This is a genomic window from Micrococcus sp. Mcc28 (genome assembly GCF_024519775.1).
GTDB lineage: Bacteria > Actinomycetota > Actinomycetes > Actinomycetales > Micrococcaceae > Micrococcus > Micrococcus luteus.
In genome coordinates this window covers 145,913-167,052 of record NZ_JALJRH010000002.1, presented here as the reverse complement: position 1 = coordinate 167,052, position 21,140 = coordinate 145,913, and the positions used below count along the sequence as shown (strand labels likewise).

Below are 21,140 nucleotides of genomic sequence, written 5' to 3'. Positions count from 1 at the left end.
GGGGATGTCCATCGAGCATAGGCGTCTGACAGGAAGCCGCGGCGGTTTGACCTGTGACCCGGCACACGTGCAGAGTGCGGCCATGACCGCGATGTTCTCCGCCCAGGACCACGACGATCTCGACCGGGTCCTCGGCGCGACCGGCGGGATCCCCGACCCCGCCGACCTGCACGCCCTCGCCGACGACGCCGTCGCGCAGGTGCGGCGTTGGCTCGCCGAGTCCCGCGACCATGAGGCCGACTTCGCGGCCCGCCAGCTGGCGGGCGCCCTGAAGGAGCCGGGCGGCCTCGACTTCATCGTGCGCTTCGTGGACCACGTGGTCCGTCCCGAGGACCCCGCGATCGCCGCCCGGGCGCTGCGGGAGCTCGCCGGTCGCGCCCCCGGCTTCCTGCCCCCGGCCCTGCGCGCCGTCCTCGGCGTCGGCGGCCGCGCCGCCCCGCTCGTGCCGCGCATCGCCGTCCCCACGGCCCGCCGCGTGCTGCGGCACATGGTCTCCCACCTGATCGTCGACGCGCGGGACCGACAGCTCGGCAAGGCCATCGCGGCCCTGCGCGACGAGCACACCCGGCTGAACATCAACCTGCTGGGCGAGGCGATCCTCGGCCAGGGCGAGGCGGACCGCCGGCTCGAGGGCATCGCCGCGCTGATCCGCCGCGACGACGTCGACTACGTGTCCGTGAAGGTCTCCGCCGCCACCGCCCCGCACGCGCCCTACGCGTTCGACGAGGCCGTCGCGGACATCACCGAGCGGCTCACCCCGCTGTTCGAGCTCGCCCGGGACCGGGACACCTTCATCAACCTGGACATGGAGGAGTACCGCGACCTCGACCTCACGCTCAACGTGTTCACCGCCCTGCTCGAGCAGCCGGGCCTGCGCGACTACGAGGCCGGCATCGTGCTGCAGGCCTACCTGCCGGACGCGCTCGCGGCCATGGTGCGCCTGCAGGAGTGGGCCGCGCGCCGCGTCGCCGCCGGCGGCGCCCCGGTCAAGGTGCGCGTGGTCAAGGGCGCCAACCTGCCCATGGAGCGGATGCAGGCCTCCCTCACGGGCTGGCCGCTGGCCACGGTGGGCTCGAAGCAGGAGGCGGACACCAACTACAAGCGCGTGCTCAACTACGCGCTCACCCCGGAGCATCTGGCCCACGTGCGCATCGGCGTGGCCGGGCACAACCTCTTCGACGTCGCCCTGGCCCACCGGCTGATCGAGCGCCGCGGCCTCGACCCGGCCGCCGTGGAGTTCGAGATGCTGCTCGGCATGGCCACCGGCCAGGCCGCCGCCGTCCGGGCCGACGTCGGCGCCCTGCTGCTCTACACGCCCGTGGTGCGGCCCGAGGAGTTCGACGTGGCGATCTCCTACCTCGTGCGCCGCCTCGAGGAGGGCGCCTCCCCGGAGAACTTCATGTCCGCCGTGTTCGACCTGGACGCGGATGCGGACCTGTTCGCGCGCGAGGAGGAGCGCTTCCGCGCCTCGCTGCGCCACCTGGACGCGGCCGTGCCCCGTCCGAACCGCGTCCAGGACCGGTCCCGTGGGGAGGACGGGCCGACCCCCGCCCCCGTGGACGGCTTCGCCAACACCCCGGACACGGACCCCGCGCTGCCCGGCAACCGGGAGTGGGCCCGCCGGATCCTCGCGGCCGTCCCGGGCTCGGCCCTCGGGGCGGACACCGTCCGCGCCCACCGCGCCACCACGGCCGACGACGCCCGTGCCGCCATCGCCGCCACCGCCGACCCCGGCGCCCGCTGGGGCGCGCTCACCGGCCACGAGCGCGCCGACGCGCTGGACGCCGTCGGACGGGCCCTGCACGCCGGCCGGGCCCGCCTGCTGGAGGTGGCCGCCGCCGAGACCGGCAAGACCCTGGACCAGGGCGACCCCGAGGTCTCCGAGGCCGTGGACTTCGCGCACTACTACGCGCGCCTGGCACGCGGCCTGGACGCGGTGGAGGGCGCCCGCGCCGTGCCCGTCCGCCTGACCCTGGTGATCCCGCCGTGGAACTTCCCCGTGGCCATCCCGGTCGGGGGCGTCCTCGCCGCGCTCGGGGCCGGCTCGCCCGTGGTGTTCAAGCCGGCCCCGCAGTCCGAGCGGACGGGCGCGGTCGCGTGGGAGCTGATCGTGGCCGGGCTGCGGGACTCGGGGCTGTTCGACGACCGCGGCCCGCTCGCCGGGCACGACCCCGCGGACCTCGTGCGCCTGGTGACGCTGGCGGACGAGGACGAGGCGGAGGTCGGCGCGGCGCTCGTGACCGACCCGGCCGTCGAGCGGCTCATCCTCACCGGCAGCTGGGACACCGCACGGCTGTTCAAGGGGATGCGCCCCGACCTGCACCTGCTCGCCGAGACCTCCGGCAAGAACGCCGTGATCGTGACCCCGTCCGCGGATCTGGACCTGGCCACGAAGGACGTGGTCCAGTCCGCGTTCGGTCACGCCGGCCAGAAGTGCTCGGCGTCCTCCCTCGTGGTGCTCGTCGGCTCCGTGGGCACCTCCGAGCGCTTCCACCGGCAGCTGCTGGACGCCGCCTCGTCCCTGCACGTGGCGCACCCCGCGGACCCGCGCGCCGAGATGGGCCCCGTGATCGAGGCCCCCGGCGAGAAGCTGCGCCGCGGGCTCACCGAGCTCGGCCCGGGGGAGCGGTGGGCCCTGCGCCCGCGGCAGCTGGACGAGACGGGTCGCCTGTGGAGCCCGGGCATCCGCTCCGGCGTACGACCCGGCGCCGACGCCCACCTCACCGAGTACTTCGGCCCCGTGCTGGCCGTGATGACGGCCGAGACGCTCGAGGAGGCGATCGGGATCGTGAACGCCGTGGACTACGGCCTCACCTCCGGGCTGCACTCGCTGGACCGGGAGGAGATCGACGTGTGGCTGCGCGGCGTGCGCGCCGGCAACCTCTACGTGAACCGCGGCATCACCGGGGCCATCGTGCGCCGCCAGCCCTTCGGCGGCTGGAAGCGTTCCGTCGTCGGCCCCACCACGAAGGCCGGCGGGCCGCACTACCTGCACGGCCTCGTGGACTGGGAGGACGCGCCCACGTGGGCCGGGGGAGAGGGGCGGCCCGGGGCCGAGGCCGACGGTGCGGGCGCGTCCTGGCTCGAGACCGCCCGCGCCCTCGACACCCACGCGTGGACCACCGTGTTCGGGGTGGCCACGGACGTCTCCGCGCTCGAGGCCGAGCGGAACGTGCTGCGTCACGTCCCCACCCCGGTCCTCGTGCGCCGGCACTCGGGGCCCGCCGACCACCTGCTGCGCATCGTCTCCGCCGGCCTGCGCGCCGGGGCGCCCATGACCGTGAGCCTGCGCCCGACCCCCACCGCGGAGGGGCCCGATACGGACGGACTCTCGGCCGAGGCCGTGCGCGGCCGGGTGGAGGAGCTGGTCCGGTCCGCCCGCACGGAGGGTGCCGGCACGGCCGCGCCGGTGGACGTCGTCGTCGAGGATGACGCCGCGTTCCACGACCGCGCCCGGCGGCTGGCCCTCATCCCGCCCGCAGCGGAGGGCGGCGGCGACGCACGGATCCGGCTCGTCGCCGACTGGGCCGGCGACCGGGAGGCGGCCGAGGCGGCGCGGAGCGCGCTCCACGCGGCGCTCGGCGACACCCCCGACGTGGCGGTCTACGCTGGCCCCGTGGTGAGCGCCGGCGAGGTGGAGCTGCTGCCGTTCCTGCACGAACAGGCCGTGTCCGTGACCGCCCACCGGTTCGGCACGCCGGACCATCTGACCGAGGGGGTCCTGTGACCCCGAGGAGGAACATCCGATGCATCTGATCCCCCGCACGATCTGGGTCGTCGCCCGCGCGCGTCGCCGCCCGCGCGCCGGACTCTGGGAGCCGACGACGCTGCCGATGCGCGCCCTGCCCACGGACGTGGACATGGCCCTGCACGTCAACAACGGCCAGTACTTCGGGCTGTTCGACCTCGGCCGCTTCGACGCGATGGTCCGCACCGGCCTGTGGGACGAGATCCGCCGTCGCGGCTGGACGCCTGTGGTGCAGGCCGAGCAGATCGCGTTCCGCCGCTCGGTGACCCTGGGGCAGCGGTTCGACGTGGAGACGCGGATGATCGGCCTGGATGAGCGCGCAGTGTGGTTCGAGCAGCGCGTCGTGGTCGACGGCGACGTCGCGGTGCGCGCGTACATCTGCACGCGCCTGCGCACGAAGGACGGCCGCCCCGTGGAGAACGACGAGGTCCGGGCGATCGCGGCGGCGGCCGGCCACGACCTCGCGGGGGAGCCGACGCTGCCGGAGTGGCTGCACGAGTGGCGGCGCAGCGTGGCCCTGCCGTCGGCCCGGACGCCCCTGCCCCACACGTGGGACCTCGATACAGTGCGGCGAGGATGAACGTTCGAGTGATATGGGGCACGATGGTCGGGTGAACAACAGACTCCTGATCGTCGCGACCCTCTCGCTGGCCGCGCTCGTCGTCGTGCTGGTGGCCGCCATCGGCGGCGGCGCGTGGTGGGTGCTGGCGGTGCTCCTGGTGGCGCTGCTCGTGCTCGCCGTGTGGGACATGACCCAGAAGCGGCACGCGATCCTCCGCAACTACCCCGTGCTCGGCCACATGCGGTACCTGCTGGAGTCGATCCGCCCCGAGATCCAGCAGTACTTCATCGAGCGCAACTTCGACGGCAAGCCGTTCGACCGGGACACCCGCTCGATCGTCTACGCCCGTGCGAAGGGACTGGACAGCCACAAGGCGTTCGGCACCGAGCGGGACACCTCGGAGATCGGCTACGAGTTCCTGTTGCACTCCACCGCCCCGGTCAACCCGCCGGAGGAGCCCCCCACGGTGCGGATCGGCGGCCCGGACTGCCGCCGACCCGTGGACATCTCGCTGATGAACATCTCGTCCATGTCCTTCGGCTCCCTCTCCGCCAACGCCGTGATCGCCATGAACAAGGGCGCCGGCCTGGGCGGGTTCATCCACGAGACCGGCGAGGGCGGCCTCACCAAGTACCACCGCGGCAACGGCGCGGACCTGTTCTGGGAGATCGGCTCCGGCTATTTCGGCTGCCGCAACGAGGACGGCACCTTCAGCCCGGAGAAGTTCGCCGAGAAGGCGCTGCTGCCCGAGGTCAAGGGCATCACCATCAAGATCTCCCAGGGCGCGAAGCCCGGCCTGGGCGGCATGCTGCCCAAGGAGAAGATCTCCCCCGAGATCGCCGAGGCCCGTGAGATCCCGATGGACAAGGACTGCCTGTCCCCGGCGTCCCACTCCGCGTTCCGCACCCCGCGCGAGATGGTCAGGTTCATCGAGCAGCTCCGTGAGCTCTCGGACGGCAAGCCGATCGGCATCAAGTTCTGCGTGGGCTCCCGCGTGGACGTGCTGGCCATGACCAAGGCCATCTGGGAGGAGCGGATCGCCCCCGACTTCATCATCGTGGACGGCTCCGAGGGCGGCACCGGCGCCGCCCCGCTCGAGTACTCGGACCGCGTGGGCACCCCGCTGACCGAGGGCCTCATGCTCGTGCACAACGCGCTCGTGGGCACCGGCCTGCGCCACATGATCAAGCTCGGCGCGGCCGGCAAGGTCGCCACCGGTTCGGACATCGTCAAGCGTCTGATCCAGGGCGCGGACTTCACCATGTCCGCCCGCGCGATGATGATGGCCACCGGGTGCATCCAGGCGCAGAAGTGCCACACGAACGAGTGCCCCGTGGGGGTGGCCACGCAGGACCCGCGTCTGATGCGCGCCCTCGACGTGGAGGACAAGGGCAACCGCGTCTTCAACTACCACCGCCTGACCGTGCGCGAGGCCGTGCAGATCATGGCGTCCATGGGCCTGACGCATCCGTCCCAGCTGAACACCCGCATGCTGCGCCGCCGCGTGGACCACCTGAGCACCCGCTCGTACGCGTCCATCTACCACTGGCTGCGCACGGACGAGCTGCTCAACGACCCGCCCGCCGGCTGGGCCATGGACTGGGAGGAGGCGGACGCGGACCACTTCGGCGAGCACGCCCGCGTGGACTACCTCACCGAGCGCGACCCCCAGTGGCGCTCCGAGCTGCTGATCCCGGGCCGCGAGGCGGCCGGCGCCCCCGTGCAGGGCTCCCCAATCTCCGGGACGGGCTCCACGCTCGTCGACGCCCGGCAGACCGAGTCCGTGCCGCTGACGACGTCGCCGATGCCGCGCGTCAGCTCGTTGGGTGAGGGTGAGTCGCTGTCCCCGCACGGCGGCCGTCGTCGGGCCCCGCAGGATCCGGCACCCGCCGCCACCGCCGGCGAGACGCCCACCGACGAGAACGAGGGCCTGCCGGCGGAGGCCGGCGAGCGGCCCGAGCGCCAGGACGGCGAGGAGGTCACCCAGCGGGGGACCACCGGCCGCGTGGAGGGCGAGCACCGCGGCGAGGGCCGCGTCGGCTGACCCGCCCCCGCAGTCACCCCCGCCCCTTTCGAGGCGGGAAATCCACCTCACACGACGCCCCCGGGCGCCCATGAGATGGATTTCCCGCCTCGTCGCGTGAGGGGTCGTAGCCTGGGGCCGTGACCCCGCCCGCCCCCGCCGCTCGCCGCCCCTCCACGGCCCTGCTGTGGGTGCTGCTGGCGGCCATGGGCGCCGGGCCCCTGTTCAACTACGGCGTCTCCGCCTCCTCCACGGTCGTGATGGAGCGGCTCGACGTCACCTCGGGCCAGCTCGGCACCGTGATGACGGTCGTGTTCGCGGCGGCCGCCGTCACCTCGCTCGGCCTCGGCCGGGCCGCCGACCGCCTGTCCGCCCGCGCACAGCTGAGCATCATCTTCGGCGGCACCGCCGCGGCGCTCGTGCTCGGCGCCGTCGCCCCGTCCCTGCCCGTGCTGTACGCGGCGGCCGCCGTCGCGGGCGTCACGCAGGCCATCTCCAACCCCACCACGAACCGGATCATCCGGACCGTGGTGCCGCCGGAGAGGCGCATCGGGTGGGTCGGGGTGAAGCAGTCCGGCGTGCAGGCGGCCCAGCTGGTCGGCGGCCTGTTCTTCCCGGACGCGTCCCTCGCCCTCGGCTGGACGGGCGCCGCGCTGGGGGCCGCGGTGCTCATCGGGGCGCTCTGGGTGCTCGCGCTGGTCGCCGCCCCGCCGCTGCCCGGGGCGCCGCCGCCGGCCACCGGCCCCGTCGGCGGACGACGACGGCGGGACACCTCGCCCCTGCCGGCCACGGTCTGGTTCTTCGCGGCGATCGCGTTCCTCACCGGCCTGGGCATGCAGGCCACGAACACGTACCTGCCGCTGTTCGCGGTCGAGACGCTGGGGATGACGCTCGTGGCCGGCGGTGCCGCGGCGGCCGTGTCCGGGGTGGTGGGGGTTCTCTCCCGGATCGGGTGGAGCCGGCGGATGAGCTCCGGAGACCGGCCCACCACCCTGCTGACCGTGATCTGCCTGGGTGCCGTGGCCGGCGTCGTGGTGTTCCTCGCAGCGGACCTGCTGGATCTGCCGGTCCTGCTGTGGGTGGGCGCCGCGGTGCACGGACTGACGGTGCTGGGCGCCAACGTGGTGATCAACGCGGGTCTGCTGAGTGAGGTGCCGGCCGAGCGGCTGGGCCGAGCGACCGGGGCGAACTCGATGGGCATGTACGCCGGTTTCGCCCTGGGCCCGCTGCTGATGGGCGTGCTGCGCGACGTCACGGGCGACTACCGGGCCGGCTTCGCGGTCGTCGCGGCCGGGTATCTGCTGGCCCTGGGCGTGGTGCTGCTGTTGCGTCGCCACGTGGGTCGGCGGGGCGCGGCCTGACGCGCAGGGCCAGGACGAGGCCCACCCCGGAGGACCGCGCCTCAGCGACATCACCGCAGTGCAGCCCTGCGGTGGTGTCGCAGCGCCGCGGTCGAACGGGCGTACGGCGGAGTGCGGCGCAGTGCGCGGCGGGGCGTGCGGAAGCGCACACGACGACGCCCCCGGTCCGTGTGGACCGGGGGCGTCGGAAGCCGTGCGTCAGGCGAAGATCAGAGCTTCGTCACGTTGGCGGCCTGGAGGCCCTTGGGGCCGTCCTGGGTCTCGAACTCGACGCGGTCGTTCTCCTGGAGCTCCTTGAAGCCCCCGCCCTGGATGGCGGAGAAGTGCACGAACACGTCCGCGGAGTTGTCCTCGGGGGCGATGAAGCCGTAGCCCTTCTCAGCGTTGAACCACTTGACAGTACCGACAGCCATGATGGTGTCCTTTCGATGTGCCCCCGCGGTGCGGTGGCGGTGTTGGACCGCGGCCCGGATGTGGGACGCGGGTGAAGCGGCGAGACTGAACCGCTTGCCCAACACTCATCGACGCCGGCGATGCCGGGCTGACGAGCAGTGAAGATGGCGGGATACAGCTTGATCAACTTCAGGCTCCATCATTGCACGGATCTCGCCGACCGGGAACCAGGGGCCCGATTGTTCACCTGGAGTTCGCTCAGAGCGCGCGCAGGCCGTGGAAGAGATTGCGGTGCAGGGCGGCCGGGGGAGCGGCGTCCGTGTGATCCGCCAAGGCCGTCACCTCCAGCAGCACCACCGTGTGGTCGCCCGCCGGGACCTCGGCGTGCACCCGCGTCTCGAGCCAGAGCGAGGAGCCCCCGATCAGCAGGGCGTCGTGCGGGCTGCGGTGCACGTCGAGACCGGCGAAGCGGTCGCCCTCGCGGGAGGCCAGCTGACGGCACAGCGGCGTCTGGTCCGCCGCGAGCAGGGAGACGCCGATCGCCCCGGCCCGGCGCAGGCGCGGCCAGGTGCGGGAGCTGTTCTGCGCGGAGAAGGACACGAGGGCCGGCTCCCAGGAGATGCCCACGCCGAAGGAGGAGGACACCATCACCTCGGGGACGTCGTCGGCGAGGCCCGCCAGCGCGACGACCCCGGTGGGGAAGGCCGAGAGGCCGGAGCGGAGGTTGCCGAGGGACAGGTCGGTGTCCCACGCGGCGGTGTGGGGTTCGTGGGTCAGGGTCATGGCGCGCGTCCTCTTCCGATGACTGACGCGGCTCCGCAGACGGCGGGAACGCGGATCGCCCGGATCCGCGGAGACGCGGTACTTGCCCGTCGGGGTGTCCGAGGGGCCGAATCATCACCTGGAGCACCCCACTACTGCGTGAGAGGGTTGCCGTCCCGCCGGCCAGGGCCGTGAATGACGGGAACTCGTGATTCTGGGCACCAGCCTACGGAGGGGTCCGTGGGGCGGTCAAAGCGCGGCGGTCGCGCGGCGTCATCCGAGCTGCCGATGTGATGCTTGACACACCGCGCATCCCCAGCCAGGATCATCTCACTCGAGAGGGGGGAGCTCGAGACCGCAGCCCGCGGCCCCCGCAGTCGGTTCTCCGAGAGGGACCGGATCATGCGGATGGACATCGAGAAGAAGCCTGCGGCATTGCCGGCCGCCGTGGTCGTCGCGGCTCTCCTCGGTACCGCCATCTCGGGATGCTCCGCGTCCCCGGGCAGCGTCTCCTCCACCGCCAAGGCATCCACCGTTGTGGCGTCCTCCGTCACCGCGACGTCAGCGGCCCCCTCTGCAACCCGGTCGGCCTCCGCCACCGGTTCGTCCGCGTCGTCACCCGCCGGCGAAGAAGCACTCCCCGCCGCGCTGTTCGAGGAGGACGGGATGACGTTGGTCGAGTACACGCGCCGGCATCCGGATGCGGACCATCTCGACCCGGAGAAGGAGTCCGTCCTGGAGGAGGCGGTCGGGACGGGCACACAGCAGATCACCGTGGACGCCCAACAGGGTGCGGTCCTTCGGGTCATCGTGCTGTGTCCTTCGGATGCCACCGGTGAGACGGAGATCCTGACCTCACGGAGTGGCGGGGGAACGAAGACCTGGATGGCCGGGTCGGAGGCGCTGTGCGGCGGCTGGTCGGCGGCGACTCCCCCCCCGTGGATGAGGCGGGGCCGATGACGTTCACCGCCACGGTGGACAACGACAAGCCGTTCCGGATGGTGCTGACCGCACCCTCCGCATGAGGCCGCCATCACGACGGCGGATGACGGCGCGGGGAGGACTGAGTCGCTCAGCGTCGGTCGCGGCCGCGCAGCGCGTCCAGCTGCCGGCGGTCACGCTTGGTGGGCCGGCCCGCGCCGCGCTCGCGGTACGGCACCGCGAGCAGCTCACGCGGCACGGGCGGCGGGGAGTGGTCCACATACTGCTGCCGGGCCACGGGGGCACCCACCCGCTTGGCGATCAGCCCCGTGACCTCGAGGATCCGCTCACGTCCGTCCTGGCGCACCCGCACCCGGTTCCCGACGACGACGGGCGTCGCCGCCTTCACGGGCTCGCCGTCGATGCGCACGTGGCCCGCGCGCACGGCCGCCGTGGCCGCCGACCGGGTCTTGTACAGCCGCACGGCCCACAGCCACGCGTCGATGCGGACGCCGCTCACGCCCGCCCCCTCACGCGAAGCGGGCGCGGATCGCGGCGCCGTGCGCGGGCAGGCGCTCGTCCTCGGCCAGCACGCCGATCCCGTCCGCGACCTCCTCGAGCCCGGTCTCCGTGTAGCGGATGCGCTGCTGCAGGCGCAGGAACGTCACGGTGTTCAGACCGGAGGAGTGCCGGGCCGTCCCCGAGGTGGGGAGCACATGGTTGGACCCGGCCGAGTAGTCGCCCAGCGGCACGGGGGCGTACGGGCCCACGAACACGGCGCCAGCGTTGCGGATGCGCCCCACGAGGGCCTCGGGGTCGCGCGTCTGGATCTCGAGGTGTTCGGTGGCGTAGCGGTCGGAGACCTCCACGGCCTGGTCCATGTCCCGCACCAGCAGCACGCCGGACTGGGGGCCGGTGAGGGCCTCGCGGATCTGATCCTCGTGGAACGCCCCGGGCACCTGCGCCTCGATCGCCGCCTGCACGTCCCGGAGCAGGTCCTCGGAATCGGTGATGAGCACGGAGGCGGCCAGCGGGTCGTGCTCGGACTGGCTGATCAGGTCCGCGGCCACCCAGTCGGCGCGGGCGGTGCCGTCCGCGATCACGGCGATCTCGCTCGGCCCGGCCTCGGCGTCCACGCCGATCACGCCCTGCAGGGCGCGCTTCGCGGCGGCCACGTACACGTTGCCGGGCCCCGTCACCAGGTCGACGGGCGCGCAGAGCCACCCGCCGTCGTCGTCCTGGACGCCGTGCGCCAGCATGGCCACGGCCTGGGCGCCGCCGGCCGCGTAGACCTCGTCCACGCCGAGCAGCGCGCACGCGGCGAGCACGGTGGGGTGGGGCAGGCCGCCGTGGTCCCGCTGCGGGGGTGAGGTCACCGCGAGGCTCCCCACGCCGGCGGCCTGCGCGGGCACCACGTTCATCACCACCGAGGAGGGGTACACGGCGCGGCCGCCGGGCACGTACAGGCCCACGCGGCCCACGGGGATCCAGTGGTTCTCCACGACGGCGCCCTCGCCGAGCTCGACCGTGGAGTCCTGGGGGTGCTGGGCGGCGTGCACGAGCCGGGCCCGGCGGATCGACTCCTCCAGGGCGGCACGCACCCGCGGGTCGAGCCCGGCCAGGGCGGCCTCGAGCGCCTCCCCGGGCACGCGCAGGGCGGGCGGACGGACGCCGTCGAACCGCTCGGCCAGGTCCAGCAGGGTCTGCTCACCGCCGTGGCGGACCTGCTCGATGATCGGGGCGATCACCGGCACCACGGAGGACACGTCCACGTTCGCCCGCGGGATGATGCGGGACAGGTCCGCGGTGGCGGTGTCGAGCGGGCGCAGGTCGGTGACGGAGAGCACGGATTCCTCCAGAGGGGCGGTGGCGGGCCGGCGGGACGGGGCACGACGACGGCCGGGCCCGGACCGCGCGGACGGTCAGGCTCCATTGTGCTCTTCTCCGGGGTGCGTCCGGGGGCGGGTGTCAGACTGTCGTCATGGTCCTCCCCGTCCTGCCCGCCCTCGCGACCCCGCCCCTGCTGACCGCCCTGGACCGCCTCCTGGCGGGCGAGACCGTGCCGTCCGGGGTGGAGGGGGACATCCAGGACGGGGCGGCCGCCACCACCCGGGCCTTCGGCGTGGAATGGGGGACGCTGCTGACCGTGCTGATGGCGTTCGCGATCGGCGCGGCGGTCGTGTACCTGGCCCTGCAGGTGGCACGCGTCGTGCTCGTGCGCCGCCCCGCGTTCCAGCACGGCGCCGCACGGCTGAGCCTGCCGGCCGCCGTCGCCGCCGGCCTGCTGGCCTCCCGGATCTGGCTCGGGGTCATGGCCGAGGAGCAGGCCTGGTACCGGCCGGCGTCGTTCCTCTTGCTCATCGCCGTGGCCGCCGCGGGCGCGTGGGCCGCGTGGCGCCTGGTCGGCGTGATCGAGGCGGGGATCCTCGGCCGCTACCAGGAGACCGGCGTCGAGCACCGCCGCGAGCGACGCATCCGCACGCAGACCATCCTGATCCGGCGCATCCTCAACGCGGTGATCGTGGTGGTGGTCGTCGCCGTGGTCCTGCTGGGGGTGCCCGAGGTGCGCTCGCTCGGGGCCGGCCTGCTCGCCTCCGCCGGTGTGATCTCGGTGATCGCCGGCCTGGCCGTGCAGTCCACGCTGACCAACGTGTTCGCCGGCTTCCAGCTCGCCTTCACGGACGCGATCCGGGTGGGCGACGTGGTGGACATGGAGGGCGTGTTCGGCACCGTCGAGGAGATCACCCTGTCCAACGTGGTGCTCAAGCTCTGGGACGGCCGCCGCATGGTCTACCCGTCCTCGCACTTCACCACCCGGCCGTTCGAGAACTGGACGCGGGTGGGCGCCGAGGTCTCCGGCGTCGTGGAGCTGGACGTGGACTGGCGCGTGCCCATGGACGCGCTGCGCGCACGACTCACCCAGCTGCTCGAGTCCACGGACCTGTGGGACGGACGCGAGCACGCGCTGCAGGTGACCGACGCGACCGGCGGCATCGTGCGCATCCGCGCCGTGGTCTCCGCCCGCAACTCCGGCGACCTCTGGGACCTGCGCTGCCTCGTGCGCGAGGACCTCGTGTCCTTCCTGCGCCACGAGCACCCCGAGGGCATCGTGGTGCAGCGCATGGTGGTCCGGCACCCCGCCCACGGCGACGCGTCACCCGCCTCCGAAGGCTCCGACGCGGAGGCCCGCGGTGGCGACCGGACGGGTGAGCCGGGCCCGGACGGCTCCGGGGTGGCGGCCCGCGAGCCGCGCCCGCGCACCGCGCCGCTGCCGCGCGTCGACGGCGCCGATCCGCGCCCGGACACCCTCACCACACCGCTGACCCGCGTGGGCGACCACTCCGGCCTGTACACCGGCTCGATGACGGCGGTGCAGCGCAACCGCGAACTCGCCGGCCCGGGCGAGGAGGCGTTCGCCGAGCGGCGCGCGCAGCAGGCCAAGCAGGCGGCGGAGGCCGCGGCGGCGGACGAGGCCGGACGGCGCAGCGGCGCCGGCTCCCACACGGACGGCCTCCTCGACGACGCCGTCACGCGCCGCCGTCAGGACGACGAGGACTGAGGCCCGGCGGGAGCGCTCAGCGCTCGAGCGTCGGGTCCCCGGGATCGACGGGCGTGAGCCGACGCCGCTCGGCCATCGGCTCGGACGCGGGCAGGCCGTGGGTGGCCGGGTCCGTCTCGGCGACGTGGCTCACGGCCTCGGGCGTGTGGTCCCCGTACTGCCGGTACTCCTTCACGCACAGCACGGGCTGATCGATCTCCTGCAGCAGCTCGTCCGAGACCGATCCCATGACGAACCGGCCGAAGCCGCCGCGGCGGCGCACGCCGATGACCACGATGGACGGGTCCAGCTCCGCGGCCACGTCCTTCATCTCCTCCACCGTGGACCGGCCGCGCGCGTACTGGCGGAACTCGGCCGTCACGCCGGAGGCGTCCAACCGGGCCTGCACGCCGCGCTGCTGCTCCTCCGTGACGAGGGACTTGGTGCGGTGCTCGCCGCCGGGGCCCGCATTGACCACCACCACGTGCTCGCCGGTGGAGCGGGCGATGTCCAGGGCGGTGTCCAGAGCGGCGTCCGCGGACTTCGAGGGGGCGTAGCCGACGAGGATGGTCATGGGGTGCCTCCGCGGGGTCGAGGGGACGGGTCTGAGGTCAGCGTAGTGCGGGCCGGGCCCGCGGCGGAGGGGCTCAGCCCTCGCGCAGGTGGCGCAGGTGCGCGGCCACCGTCTGGACGGCCACGCGGGCCACGGTGCCGGTGAGGCCGGGGTAGATGCGCGGGGCCAGGTCCTCGGGCGTGATCGTCGCCGCCTCGGTCTCGGGCAGCGCGGCCAGGGCGGCGCGGATCTGCTCCAGGCGGCCCTCGCGGTGGTGCCGGTAGTCGCGGGCGACGACGTCCAGCGGCTCCGGCACGGGCCCGTGCGCGGGCAGCACCGTGAGCGGGCCCGCCGCCTCGAGGCGGCGCAGGCTGGCCAGGTAGTCGGTGAGGGTGCCGTCCGGGTGGTCGAGCATGGTGGTGCCCGAGCCGAGGATGGTGTCGCCCGTGATGACCGCGCCGTGCGCGCCCGCGTCCGGGACGGCGAACGAGTAGGAGTCCGAGGTGTGGCCCGGGGTGTGCCACGCCAGCACCGGGGTGCCGGCGGCGTCGATCCGCTCGTCCGGCGTCAGGACGGCGGCCCCGCCACGGCACCAGTCCGGGTCCGCGGCGCGCACGGGGGCGCCCGTGGCCGCGTGGAACGCGTCCACCCCGCCGGTGTGGTCGGCGTGCCGGTGCGTCACCAGGATGAGCGCGATCCGGCGCCCCTCGGCCGCCGCGCGGACGCGCTCGAGGTGGGCGGCGACGTCGTCCTCCGGGCCCGGGTCCACCACGACGGCCGCGTCCGAGTCCGGTGCGGCGACCACGTACGTGTTGGTGCCCGCGAGGGTCATCGGGGAGGGGTTCTGGGCGGTCACGCAGCGCACCAGTGGGGCGGGCGTGAGGCCGGGCGTGGCGGTGGTCGTCGTCATAGGCTCGAGTGTATGGAGAACCAGCAGACCGGCCAGGCCGCGGACCGCGGCACCATCGACTCGCGCGAGGGGCTCAAGGGCAACTACGTGCAGTCCGGGGCGGAGTTCACGCGGGACACGAACTACATCGCGGACCGGATCGTGGCGGACCCGGAGGCCGTGCGGGCCCTGCCCGTGGCCGAGCCGTCCACGGTCGGTCGCGTGGGCGGCGGGCTCACCGAGGGGGCCGAGGCGTGGCCCGTCGAGGCGGGCCGCTACCGGCTCGTGGCGGCGCGGGCGTGCCCGTGGGCGAACCGGACGATCATCGTGCGGCGCCTGCTCGGCCTGGAGGACGCGATCTCGCTGGGCACCCCGGGGCCGACCCACGACGAGCGGTCCTGGACCTTCGACCTCGACGAGGGCGGGAAGGACCCTGTGCTCGGCACCGAGCGGATCCAGGAGAACTACTTCACGCGGTTCCCCGACTATCCGCGGGGCATCACGGTGCCGGCGATCGTGGACGTGCCGACGGGCGGCGTCGTGACCAACGACTACCCGCAGATCACCCTCGACCTCTCGACGGAGTGGACCGCGTTCCACCGCGACGGCGCCCCGCAGCTGATCCCCGACGCCGGGCCGGAGCGGGACGAGATGTTCGAGGTGATCGAGCGCGTGTTCACCGAGGTGAACAACGGCGTGTACCGGTGCGGCTTCGCGGGGTCCCAGGAGGCGTACGACGCCGCGTACGAGCGGCTGTGGACCGCGATGGACTGGCTCGAGGAGCGCCTGACGACGCGCCGCTTCCTGATGGGGGAGCGGATCACCGAGGCCGACGTACGGCTGTTCACCACGCTGGTGCGGTTCGACCCCGTGTACCACGGGCACTTCAAGTGCAACCGGAACAAGCTGACCGAGATGCCGGCGCTGTGGGGCTACGCGCGCGACCTGTTCCAGACCCCGGGCTTCGGCGACACGATCGACTTCGTGCAGATCAAGGAGCACTACTACGTGGTGCACGAGGACATCAACCCGACGGGCATCGTGCCCGCCGGCCCGGAGCTGGCGAGCTGGCTGAGCGAGCACGGGCGTGAGGCGTTCGGCGGGGACCCGTGGGGCGGCGGCACCGCACCCGGGCCCGTGCGCGAGGGCGAGCGCGTGGACCCGGAGCACACGCCGCTGCGGTGAGGCCGCTCGGCCCGGCCCGCAACGCGGGTTGAGTTATCGCGGGTCCGGGGCTCGGACACCCGCGATAACTCAACCCGCGTTGGGGTGTGCGGCGCGGGTGGGCGCCAGGAGGACGCGCCGAGGATTGTTGAACAATCCCCCCTCATGCCTCAAGATTGTGTGACCGGCACCTCAGCCGGGCCCGATCCGAGAGGACTGCACCGTGTCTCACGCGCCGCAGATCGACCTGAACTCCGACGTCGGCGAGTCCTTCGGCTCGTGGACGATGGGGGACGACGCCGCCATCATGCCCTCCGTCTCCTCTGCCAACGTCGCGTGCGGCTTCCACGCGGGCGATCCCTCGGGGATCGCCCAGACCTGCCGTGACGCGGTCGCCGCAGGCGTCACGATCGGCGCGCACGTGGGCTACCGCGACCTCGCCGGCTTCGGCCGCCGCTTCCTGGACTGCACGCCCACCGAGCTGGCCGACGACGTCCTCTACCAGATCGGCGCCCTCGACGCGCTCGCCCGCGCGGCCGGCGGCCGGGTCCGCTACGTGAAGCCGCACGGCGCCCTCTACAACACGATCGTCCGTCACGAGGCGCACGCCCAGGCCGTCGTCGACGGCGTCAGGGCGTTCGGCTCCGACCTCCCGCTGCTGCTCCTGCCCGGCTCCGTCGCCCTGGACAAGGCGGCCGCCGCGGGGCTGCGCGGCGTCGCCGAGGCCTTCGCGGACCGCGGCTACAACCCGGACGGCACGCTCGTCTCCCGCCGCGAGCCCGGCGCGGTCCTCCACGACGAGGACGACGTCGCCGCCCGCATGGTGCGCCTGGCCACCGAGGGCGTCGTCGCGGCGGTGGACGGCACGGACGTGCGCGTCGACGCCGAGAGCATCTGCCTGCACGGCGACACGCCCGGCGCCGTGGCCATGGCCGCGGCCGTGCGCCGCGCGCTCGAGGGCGCGGGCGTGTCCATCAAGGCCTTCGCATGAGCGCCCCACGTCACCCCGCCGCCACACCGCCGGCCCGCCCGATCCGCTGGGTCGGCACGCAGGGCTTCCTCGTCGAGTGCGCCTCGCTCGAGGACGTCATGGCCGTCCACGCCCACCTCACGGCCCACCCGGCGCGCGGCCAGCGCCAGGTCATGGCCGCCGCCGCGACCGTCCTGGTGACCTTCACCTCGCAGGCCGCCGCCGAGCACGCCGCACCGCGGGTCAGCACCCTCACCCCCGACGCCGGTGAGCTGACGGGGGGCCGCATAGTCGAGATCCCCGTGGTCTACGACGGTGAGGACCTCGCCGAGGTCGGCCGGCTCACCGGGCTCGGCGTCGACGGCGTCATCCGGGCCCACAGCGAGGCCGACTGGTTCGCCGCGTTCGGCGGCTTCGCGCCGGGGTTCATGTACTGCGCCTCCGAGGCGGCCCCGTTCGAGGCGCCCCGTCGCAGCTCGCCCCGCACGGCCGTCCCGGCAGGCGCCGTCGCCGTCGCCGGGGCCTTCTCCGCCGTCTACCCGCGCACCTCGCCCGGCGGCTGGCAGCTCCTCGGACACACCACCGCGGCCCTGTGGGACCTCGGCCGCGAGCAGCCCGCCCTGCTGCAGCCCGGCGACCGTGTCCGCTACGTCCCCGTGCGCCCGACGGCGTCCCTCACCTCCGGCGCGGACGCGGCGGTCGACGCCACCCCGCCCGCCGACGCCGCGGCCGGCCTCCCGTCCGTGGCCGGCCGCCGCGGCGTCACCGTCGTCGACCCGGGGCTCCTGACCCTGGTCCAGGACCTGGGCCGCCCGGGCCTGGGCGACCTCGGCGTCGTCGCGTCCGGCGCGGCCGACCGGGACGCGGCACACCAGGCGAACCGGCTCGTGGGCAACCGCTCCCGCGAGGCGGTGCTGGAGACCGTCCTGGGCGGCCTCACCCTCACCGCGCACGGCCACCAGGTGATGGCCCTGGCCGGCGCCGAGGCAGGCGGGACGATCACCGCGGCCGACGGCGCCACGCGCCGGGTGCCCGCCCGCACCCCGTTCGTCGTGCTGGACGGCCAGACGCTGACGGTGGACGAGCCGGTCGGCGGCCTGCGCGTGTACGTGGGCCTCCGGGGCGGGATCGACGTGCCGCCCGTGCTCGGCAGCCGCTCGACCGACACCCTGTCCGGGCTCGGCCCCGCCCCGCTGACGGCGGGGGACCGCCTCGCCCGCCGCGTCGGCCCGGATGCGAGGGGCGCCGCCGGCGCCTCCGCCGCGAGCCCGACCGCCGCCGGCGCCCCCGCCTCGGCGGAGGCCGGCGTCGCGACGGTGGGGGACCCGGAGACCTCGCTGCGCCCCATGCCCGCGCCCGGCCAGGTGGCCGTGCTGCGCGTGGTCCCCGGCCCCCGCGACGACTGGTTCGGCGAGGCGGGCCTGGAGCGCCTGTTCACGCAGGACTGGGACGTGAGCCAGCAGACCGACCGGATCGGCGTGCGCCTCACGGCCCCCGACGACGGCGCGCCGCTCGAGCGCGTGCGGGAGGGCGAGCTGAAGTCCGAGGGCGCCGTGCGCGGCGCGCTGCAGGTGCCGCCCTCGGGTGAGCCCGTCCTGTTCCTCTCCGACCATCCGGTCACCGGCGGCTACCCGGTGATCGGCGTCGTGGCCCGCGCGGACCTCAGCCTGGCGGCCCAGCTGCCGCCGGGCGCCCGCGTCCGCTTCATCCCCCATCCCCGCCCCGGCGCCGAGACCGTCGTCGACTCCGCATCGCCCTCCGAGGAGACCCCCGCATGACCACCACCCCCGCCGCCCGCCCCGTCACGCGGGTGCTCATCGCCAACCGCGGCGAGATCGCCGTGCGCGTGGCCCGCGCCGCCCGCGACCACGGCATCGCCTCGATCGCCGTCTACTCGGATCCGGACGCCGACGCCCTGCACGTGGCCGTCGCGGACGAGGCCTTCCACCTGCCGGGCGCGTCCTCGGCGGACACCTACCTGAAGATCGACGCGGTCCTCGACGTCGCCCGCCGCGCCGGCGCCGACGCCGTGCACCCGGGCTACGGCTTCCTCTCCGAGAACGCCGACTTCGCGCAGGCCGTGATCGACGCCGGGATGACCTGGATCGGCCCGTCGCCGGACGCCATCCGCGCCCTCGGCGACAAGATCACCGCCCGCTCCCTCGCCCAGCAGGCGGGCGCCCCGCTCGTGCCGGGTTCGGACGGCCCCGTGCCGGACGCCGCCGCCGCGCGCGCGTTCGCCGAGGAGCACGGCCTGCCGATCGCCATCAAGGCGGCCTTCGGCGGCGGCGGCCGCGGCATCCGCGTGGTGCGCGAGCTCGGCGACGTCGAGGACGCGTTCGAGGCGACCGTCCGCGAGGCCGTCGCCGCGTTCGGCCGCGGCGAGTGCTTCGTGGAGCGCTTCCTGGACCGCCCCCGCCACGTGGAGGCCCAGGTCCTCGCCGACGAGCACGGCCACGTGGCCGTGCTCGGCACCCGCGACTGCTCCCTGCAGCGCCGCAACCAGAAGCTCGTGGAGGAGGCCCCGGCGCCGTTCCTCACGGACGAGCAGCGCGAGCGCATCCACACCTCCGCCCGCGAGATCTGCCGCGCCGCCGGGTACACCGGGGCCGGCACGGTCGAGTACCTCGTGGCCCCGGACGGCCTCATCAGCTTCCTGGAGGTGAACACCCGCCTGCAGGTGGAGCATCCGGTCACCGAGGAGGTCTTCGGCGTGGACCTGGTGCGCGAGCAGTTCCGCGTCGCCGCCGGCGAGCCGCTGAGCATCCCCGAGGACCCGACGCCGCGCGGCCACGCCCTCGAGTTCCGCCTCAACGCCGAGGACCCGGCGTACGGCTTCCTGCCCGTGCCCGGCCCGATCGACGCGTTCGAGGCCCCCACCGGCCCCGGGGTCCGCATGGACTCCGGCGTCCGCACCGGCTCCGTGGTGCCGGGCGAGTACGACTCCCTGCTCGCCAAGCTCATCGTGTGGGGCGAGGACCGCGCCCAGGCCGTCGCCCGCGCCCGCGACGCCCTGGCCGAGCTGCGCATCGACGGCGTGCCCACCGTGGTGCCGTTCCACCGCGCCGTGCTCGAGCAGGACGCCTTCACCTCGGGGGACCGCCTCGGCGTCTACACCACGTGGATCGAGTCCGAGTTCGCCGAGCCGCTGGCCGAGTCCCCCTACCTGAGCGCCGAGGTGCCCGCCGGCGGCCGCACCGCCGTCACCGTCGAGCTGGACGGCCGCGCCGTGCGCCTGGGCCTGCCCGCCGATCTCTACGCGGCCCTCCTCGGAGGCGGCGGCGCGGGTGCCGCGGCCCCGGCCGGCGCTGCCGGCGCCGGGAAGCCCGACGACGACGGCGCCGTGGCCTCGCCGGTCACCGGCACCCTGGCCTCGTGGAAGGTCGAGGACGGCGCCGAGGTGGTCGAGGGTGACACGGTCGCGATCGTCGAGGCGATGAAGATGGAGACGCCGATCCGTGCCCCGCGTGCGGGCCGGATCCAGCTCCTCGTGGCCGAGACCCCGGCCTCGGTGACGCGCGGCCAGGCGATCGCCCGGCTGGGGGCGTGAGGGTGCCGGCGCGCGGCGGTGTCACCGGGGAAGGCCTCGCGCCCGGCGTCGGCGGCGGCGAGTCCGCCCCGGCTCCGGCTCCCGTGGCCGCGGCCGCACAGCTGCGGCAGCGGATCGCGGCGGCCGGGCTCGTGCCGGGGGAGCGGCTGGGGGAGGTGGCGCTGGCCGCCGAGCTCCAGGTCAGCCGCAACAGCCTGCGCGAGGCGTTCACCATGCTGGCCTCGGAGGGCCTCGTGGAGCGCCGGCCGCACCGCGGGGTGTTCGTGGCGGCGCCGGGTCCGGAGGACGTGCGTGGGCTGTACCGCACGCGTCGGGTGATCCAGCTCGGCGCCCTCGAACACGGCGAGCTCACCCCCGGTGCGGCGCGCCAGCTGCGCTGTGCCCAGGACCTGCTCTCGGGCGGCCCGGACACCCCCGCGCGGGTCCTGGGTGACGCCAACCATCGCGTCCACGTCGGCATCGTGGACCTGGCCGGCGCCCCCGAGCTCACGCGGCTCATGGCGTCGGTGCAGGCCCGCGTGCGCCTGGCGTTCCATCCCATGGACGAGCAGACGCGCCTGCACGTGCAGTTCGCGGACCGCAACCGGTGGATCGTGGAGCGGCTGCTGGCCGGCGACCTCCCCGCGGTGCACGCCATGTTCGGCGACTACCTGGACGAGGCGGAGCAGTTCGTCCTGGCGCACCTCGCCGCCGTGGGGGACTGACC

Annotated in this window: 17 protein-coding genes and 1 riboswitch; of the genes, 11 read left to right on the top strand and 6 right to left on the bottom strand. The window is 74.4% G+C overall.

Annotation, left to right across the window (positions count from 1 at the left end; all coding sequences use genetic code 11):
* Positions 1-82: 82 nt before the first annotated feature.
* The 4 genes from NR073_RS01750 (at position 83) to NR073_RS01735 (ending at position 7,694) form a co-directional block, all read left to right on the top strand.
* Positions 83-3,727, top strand: a complete 3,645-nt coding sequence (locus NR073_RS01750) for a bifunctional proline dehydrogenase/L-glutamate gamma-semialdehyde dehydrogenase (RefSeq protein ID WP_256748557.1) — start codon at positions 83-85, stop codon at positions 3,725-3,727.
* Between the two features lie 19 nt (positions 3,728-3,746).
* Positions 3,747-4,328, top strand: a complete 582-nt coding sequence (locus tag NR073_RS01745) for a thioesterase family protein (protein WP_036338752.1) — start codon at positions 3,747-3,749, stop codon at positions 4,326-4,328.
* 13 nt (positions 4,329-4,341) lie between these two features.
* Entirely contained in the window at positions 4,342-6,354 is a 2,013-nt protein-coding gene (locus tag NR073_RS01740) for an FMN-binding glutamate synthase family protein (protein WP_256748556.1), read from the top strand.
* A 119-nt stretch (positions 6,355-6,473) separates the two neighbouring features.
* Positions 6,474-7,694, top strand: a complete 1,221-nt coding sequence (locus NR073_RS01735) for an MFS transporter (RefSeq protein WP_216881118.1) — start codon at positions 6,474-6,476, stop codon at positions 7,692-7,694.
* Positions 7,695-7,903: 209 nt separating this feature from the next.
* On the opposite strand, the gene NR073_RS01730 is transcribed toward NR073_RS01735, so the two are convergent.
* Together NR073_RS01730 and NR073_RS01725 are read right to left on the bottom strand one after the other, a co-directional pair.
* On the bottom strand, positions 7,904-8,107 hold the full coding sequence (locus NR073_RS01730; RefSeq protein WP_020628179.1) for a cold-shock protein: 204 nt from the start codon (positions 8,105-8,107) through the stop codon (positions 7,904-7,906).
* A 238-nt stretch (positions 8,108-8,345) separates the two neighbouring features.
* Entirely contained in the window at positions 8,346-8,870 is a 525-nt protein-coding gene (locus NR073_RS01725; protein ID WP_036338761.1) for a flavin reductase family protein, read from the bottom strand.
* A 73-nt stretch (positions 8,871-8,943) separates the two neighbouring features.
* Positions 8,944-9,063: riboswitch (SAM riboswitch) on the bottom strand.
* A gap of 194 nt (positions 9,064-9,257) precedes the next feature.
* Here NR073_RS01725 and NR073_RS01720 point away from each other — a divergent pair.
* Positions 9,258-9,809, top strand: coding sequence for a hypothetical protein (locus tag NR073_RS01720; RefSeq protein WP_230956264.1), 552 nt, complete (start codon positions 9,258-9,260; stop codon positions 9,807-9,809).
* 112 nt (positions 9,810-9,921) lie between these two features.
* On the opposite strand, the gene NR073_RS01715 is transcribed toward NR073_RS01720, so the two are convergent.
* A complete protein-coding gene (locus NR073_RS01715) occupies positions 9,922-10,290 on the bottom strand; it encodes an RNA-binding S4 domain-containing protein (RefSeq protein WP_002855797.1) in 369 nt (122 codons plus the stop codon).
* Between the two features lie 10 nt (positions 10,291-10,300).
* Positions 10,301-11,617 carry a histidinol dehydrogenase gene (gene hisD / locus NR073_RS01710; RefSeq protein WP_036338764.1) on the bottom strand — a complete coding sequence of 439 codons (1,317 nt, stop codon included), beginning with the start codon at positions 11,615-11,617 and terminating at the stop codon, positions 10,301-10,303.
* Positions 11,618-11,751: 134 nt separating this feature from the next.
* Between hisD and NR073_RS01705 the strand changes: the two genes are divergently transcribed.
* Complete coding sequence (locus tag NR073_RS01705) at positions 11,752-13,329, top strand: mechanosensitive ion channel family protein (protein ID WP_052001153.1); 1,578 nt, start codon at positions 11,752-11,754, stop codon at positions 13,327-13,329.
* A gap of 16 nt (positions 13,330-13,345) precedes the next feature.
* Here the strand turns inward: NR073_RS01705 and NR073_RS01700 are convergent, their stop codons facing one another.
* Positions 13,346-13,882, bottom strand: a complete 537-nt coding sequence (locus NR073_RS01700; RefSeq protein WP_036338766.1) for a universal stress protein — start codon at positions 13,880-13,882, stop codon at positions 13,346-13,348.
* Between the two features lie 73 nt (positions 13,883-13,955).
* Positions 13,956-14,771: an MBL fold metallo-hydrolase gene (locus tag NR073_RS01695; RefSeq protein ID WP_044658829.1), complete on the bottom strand. Its 816-nt coding sequence runs from the start codon at positions 14,769-14,771 to the stop codon at positions 13,956-13,958.
* 12 nt (positions 14,772-14,783) lie between these two features.
* Here NR073_RS01695 and NR073_RS01690 point away from each other — a divergent pair, with 12 nt between their 5' ends.
* The 5 genes from NR073_RS01690 to NR073_RS01665 all read left to right on the top strand — a co-directional run bounded on the left by NR073_RS01690 (position 14,784) and on the right by NR073_RS01665 (position 21,138).
* Positions 14,784-15,935, top strand: coding sequence for a glutathione S-transferase family protein (locus NR073_RS01690; RefSeq protein WP_044658830.1), 1,152 nt, complete (start codon positions 14,784-14,786; stop codon positions 15,933-15,935).
* A gap of 202 nt (positions 15,936-16,137) precedes the next feature.
* A complete protein-coding gene (locus NR073_RS01685) occupies positions 16,138-16,905 on the top strand; it encodes a LamB/YcsF family protein (protein ID WP_060973977.1) in 768 nt (255 codons plus the stop codon).
* Positions 16,902-18,662 (top strand): carboxyltransferase domain-containing protein, encoded by a 1,761-nt coding sequence (locus tag NR073_RS11135; protein ID WP_216881121.1) that lies wholly within the window; start codon positions 16,902-16,904, stop codon positions 18,660-18,662. Before NR073_RS01685 ends, NR073_RS11135 begins: the two co-directional genes overlap by 4 nt.
* Positions 18,659-20,434: a biotin carboxylase N-terminal domain-containing protein gene (locus NR073_RS01670; RefSeq protein WP_136939944.1), complete on the top strand. Its 1,776-nt coding sequence runs from the start codon at positions 18,659-18,661 to the stop codon at positions 20,432-20,434. The genes NR073_RS11135 and NR073_RS01670 overlap by 4 nt, the downstream gene beginning before the upstream one ends.
* On the top strand, positions 20,431-21,138 hold the full coding sequence (locus NR073_RS01665; protein WP_036339766.1) for a GntR family transcriptional regulator: 708 nt from the start codon (positions 20,431-20,433) through the stop codon (positions 21,136-21,138). Before NR073_RS01670 ends, NR073_RS01665 begins: the two co-directional genes overlap by 4 nt.
* The last annotated feature ends 2 nt before the right edge of the window (positions 21,139-21,140 follow it).

What these genes read in the sequence shown, in the direction of transcription:
- NR073_RS01750 (WP_256748557.1), top strand. Translation starts at nt 83, where the DNA reads ATGACCGCGATGTTCTCCGCCCAGGACCACGACGATCTCGACCGGGTC.
- NR073_RS01745 (WP_036338752.1), top strand. Translation starts at nt 3,747, where the DNA reads ATGCATCTGATCCCCCGCACGATCTGGGTCGTCGCCCGCGCGCGTCGC.
- NR073_RS01740 (WP_256748556.1), top strand. Translation starts at nt 4,342, where the DNA reads ATGGGGCACGATGGTCGGGTGAACAACAGACTCCTGATCGTCGCGACC.
- NR073_RS01730 (WP_020628179.1), bottom strand. Translation starts at nt 8,107, where the DNA reads ATGGCTGTCGGTACTGTCAAGTGGTTCAACGCTGAGAAGGGCTACGGC.
- NR073_RS01725 (WP_036338761.1), bottom strand. Translation starts at nt 8,870, where the DNA reads ATGACCCTGACCCACGAACCCCACACCGCCGCGTGGGACACCGACCTG.
- NR073_RS01720 (WP_230956264.1), top strand. Translation starts at nt 9,258, where the DNA reads ATGGACATCGAGAAGAAGCCTGCGGCATTGCCGGCCGCCGTGGTCGTC.
- NR073_RS01705 (WP_052001153.1), top strand. Translation starts at nt 11,752, where the DNA reads ATGGTCCTCCCCGTCCTGCCCGCCCTCGCGACCCCGCCCCTGCTGACC.
- NR073_RS01700 (WP_036338766.1), bottom strand. Translation starts at nt 13,882, where the DNA reads ATGACCATCCTCGTCGGCTACGCCCCCTCGAAGTCCGCGGACGCCGCT.
- NR073_RS01695 (WP_044658829.1), bottom strand. Translation starts at nt 14,771, where the DNA reads ATGACGACGACCACCGCCACGCCCGGCCTCACGCCCGCCCCACTGGTG.
- NR073_RS01690 (WP_044658830.1), top strand. Translation starts at nt 14,784, where the DNA reads ATGGAGAACCAGCAGACCGGCCAGGCCGCGGACCGCGGCACCATCGAC.
- NR073_RS11135 (WP_216881121.1), top strand. Translation starts at nt 16,902, where the DNA reads ATGAGCGCCCCACGTCACCCCGCCGCCACACCGCCGGCCCGCCCGATC.
- NR073_RS01670 (WP_136939944.1), top strand. Translation starts at nt 18,659, where the DNA reads ATGACCACCACCCCCGCCGCCCGCCCCGTCACGCGGGTGCTCATCGCC.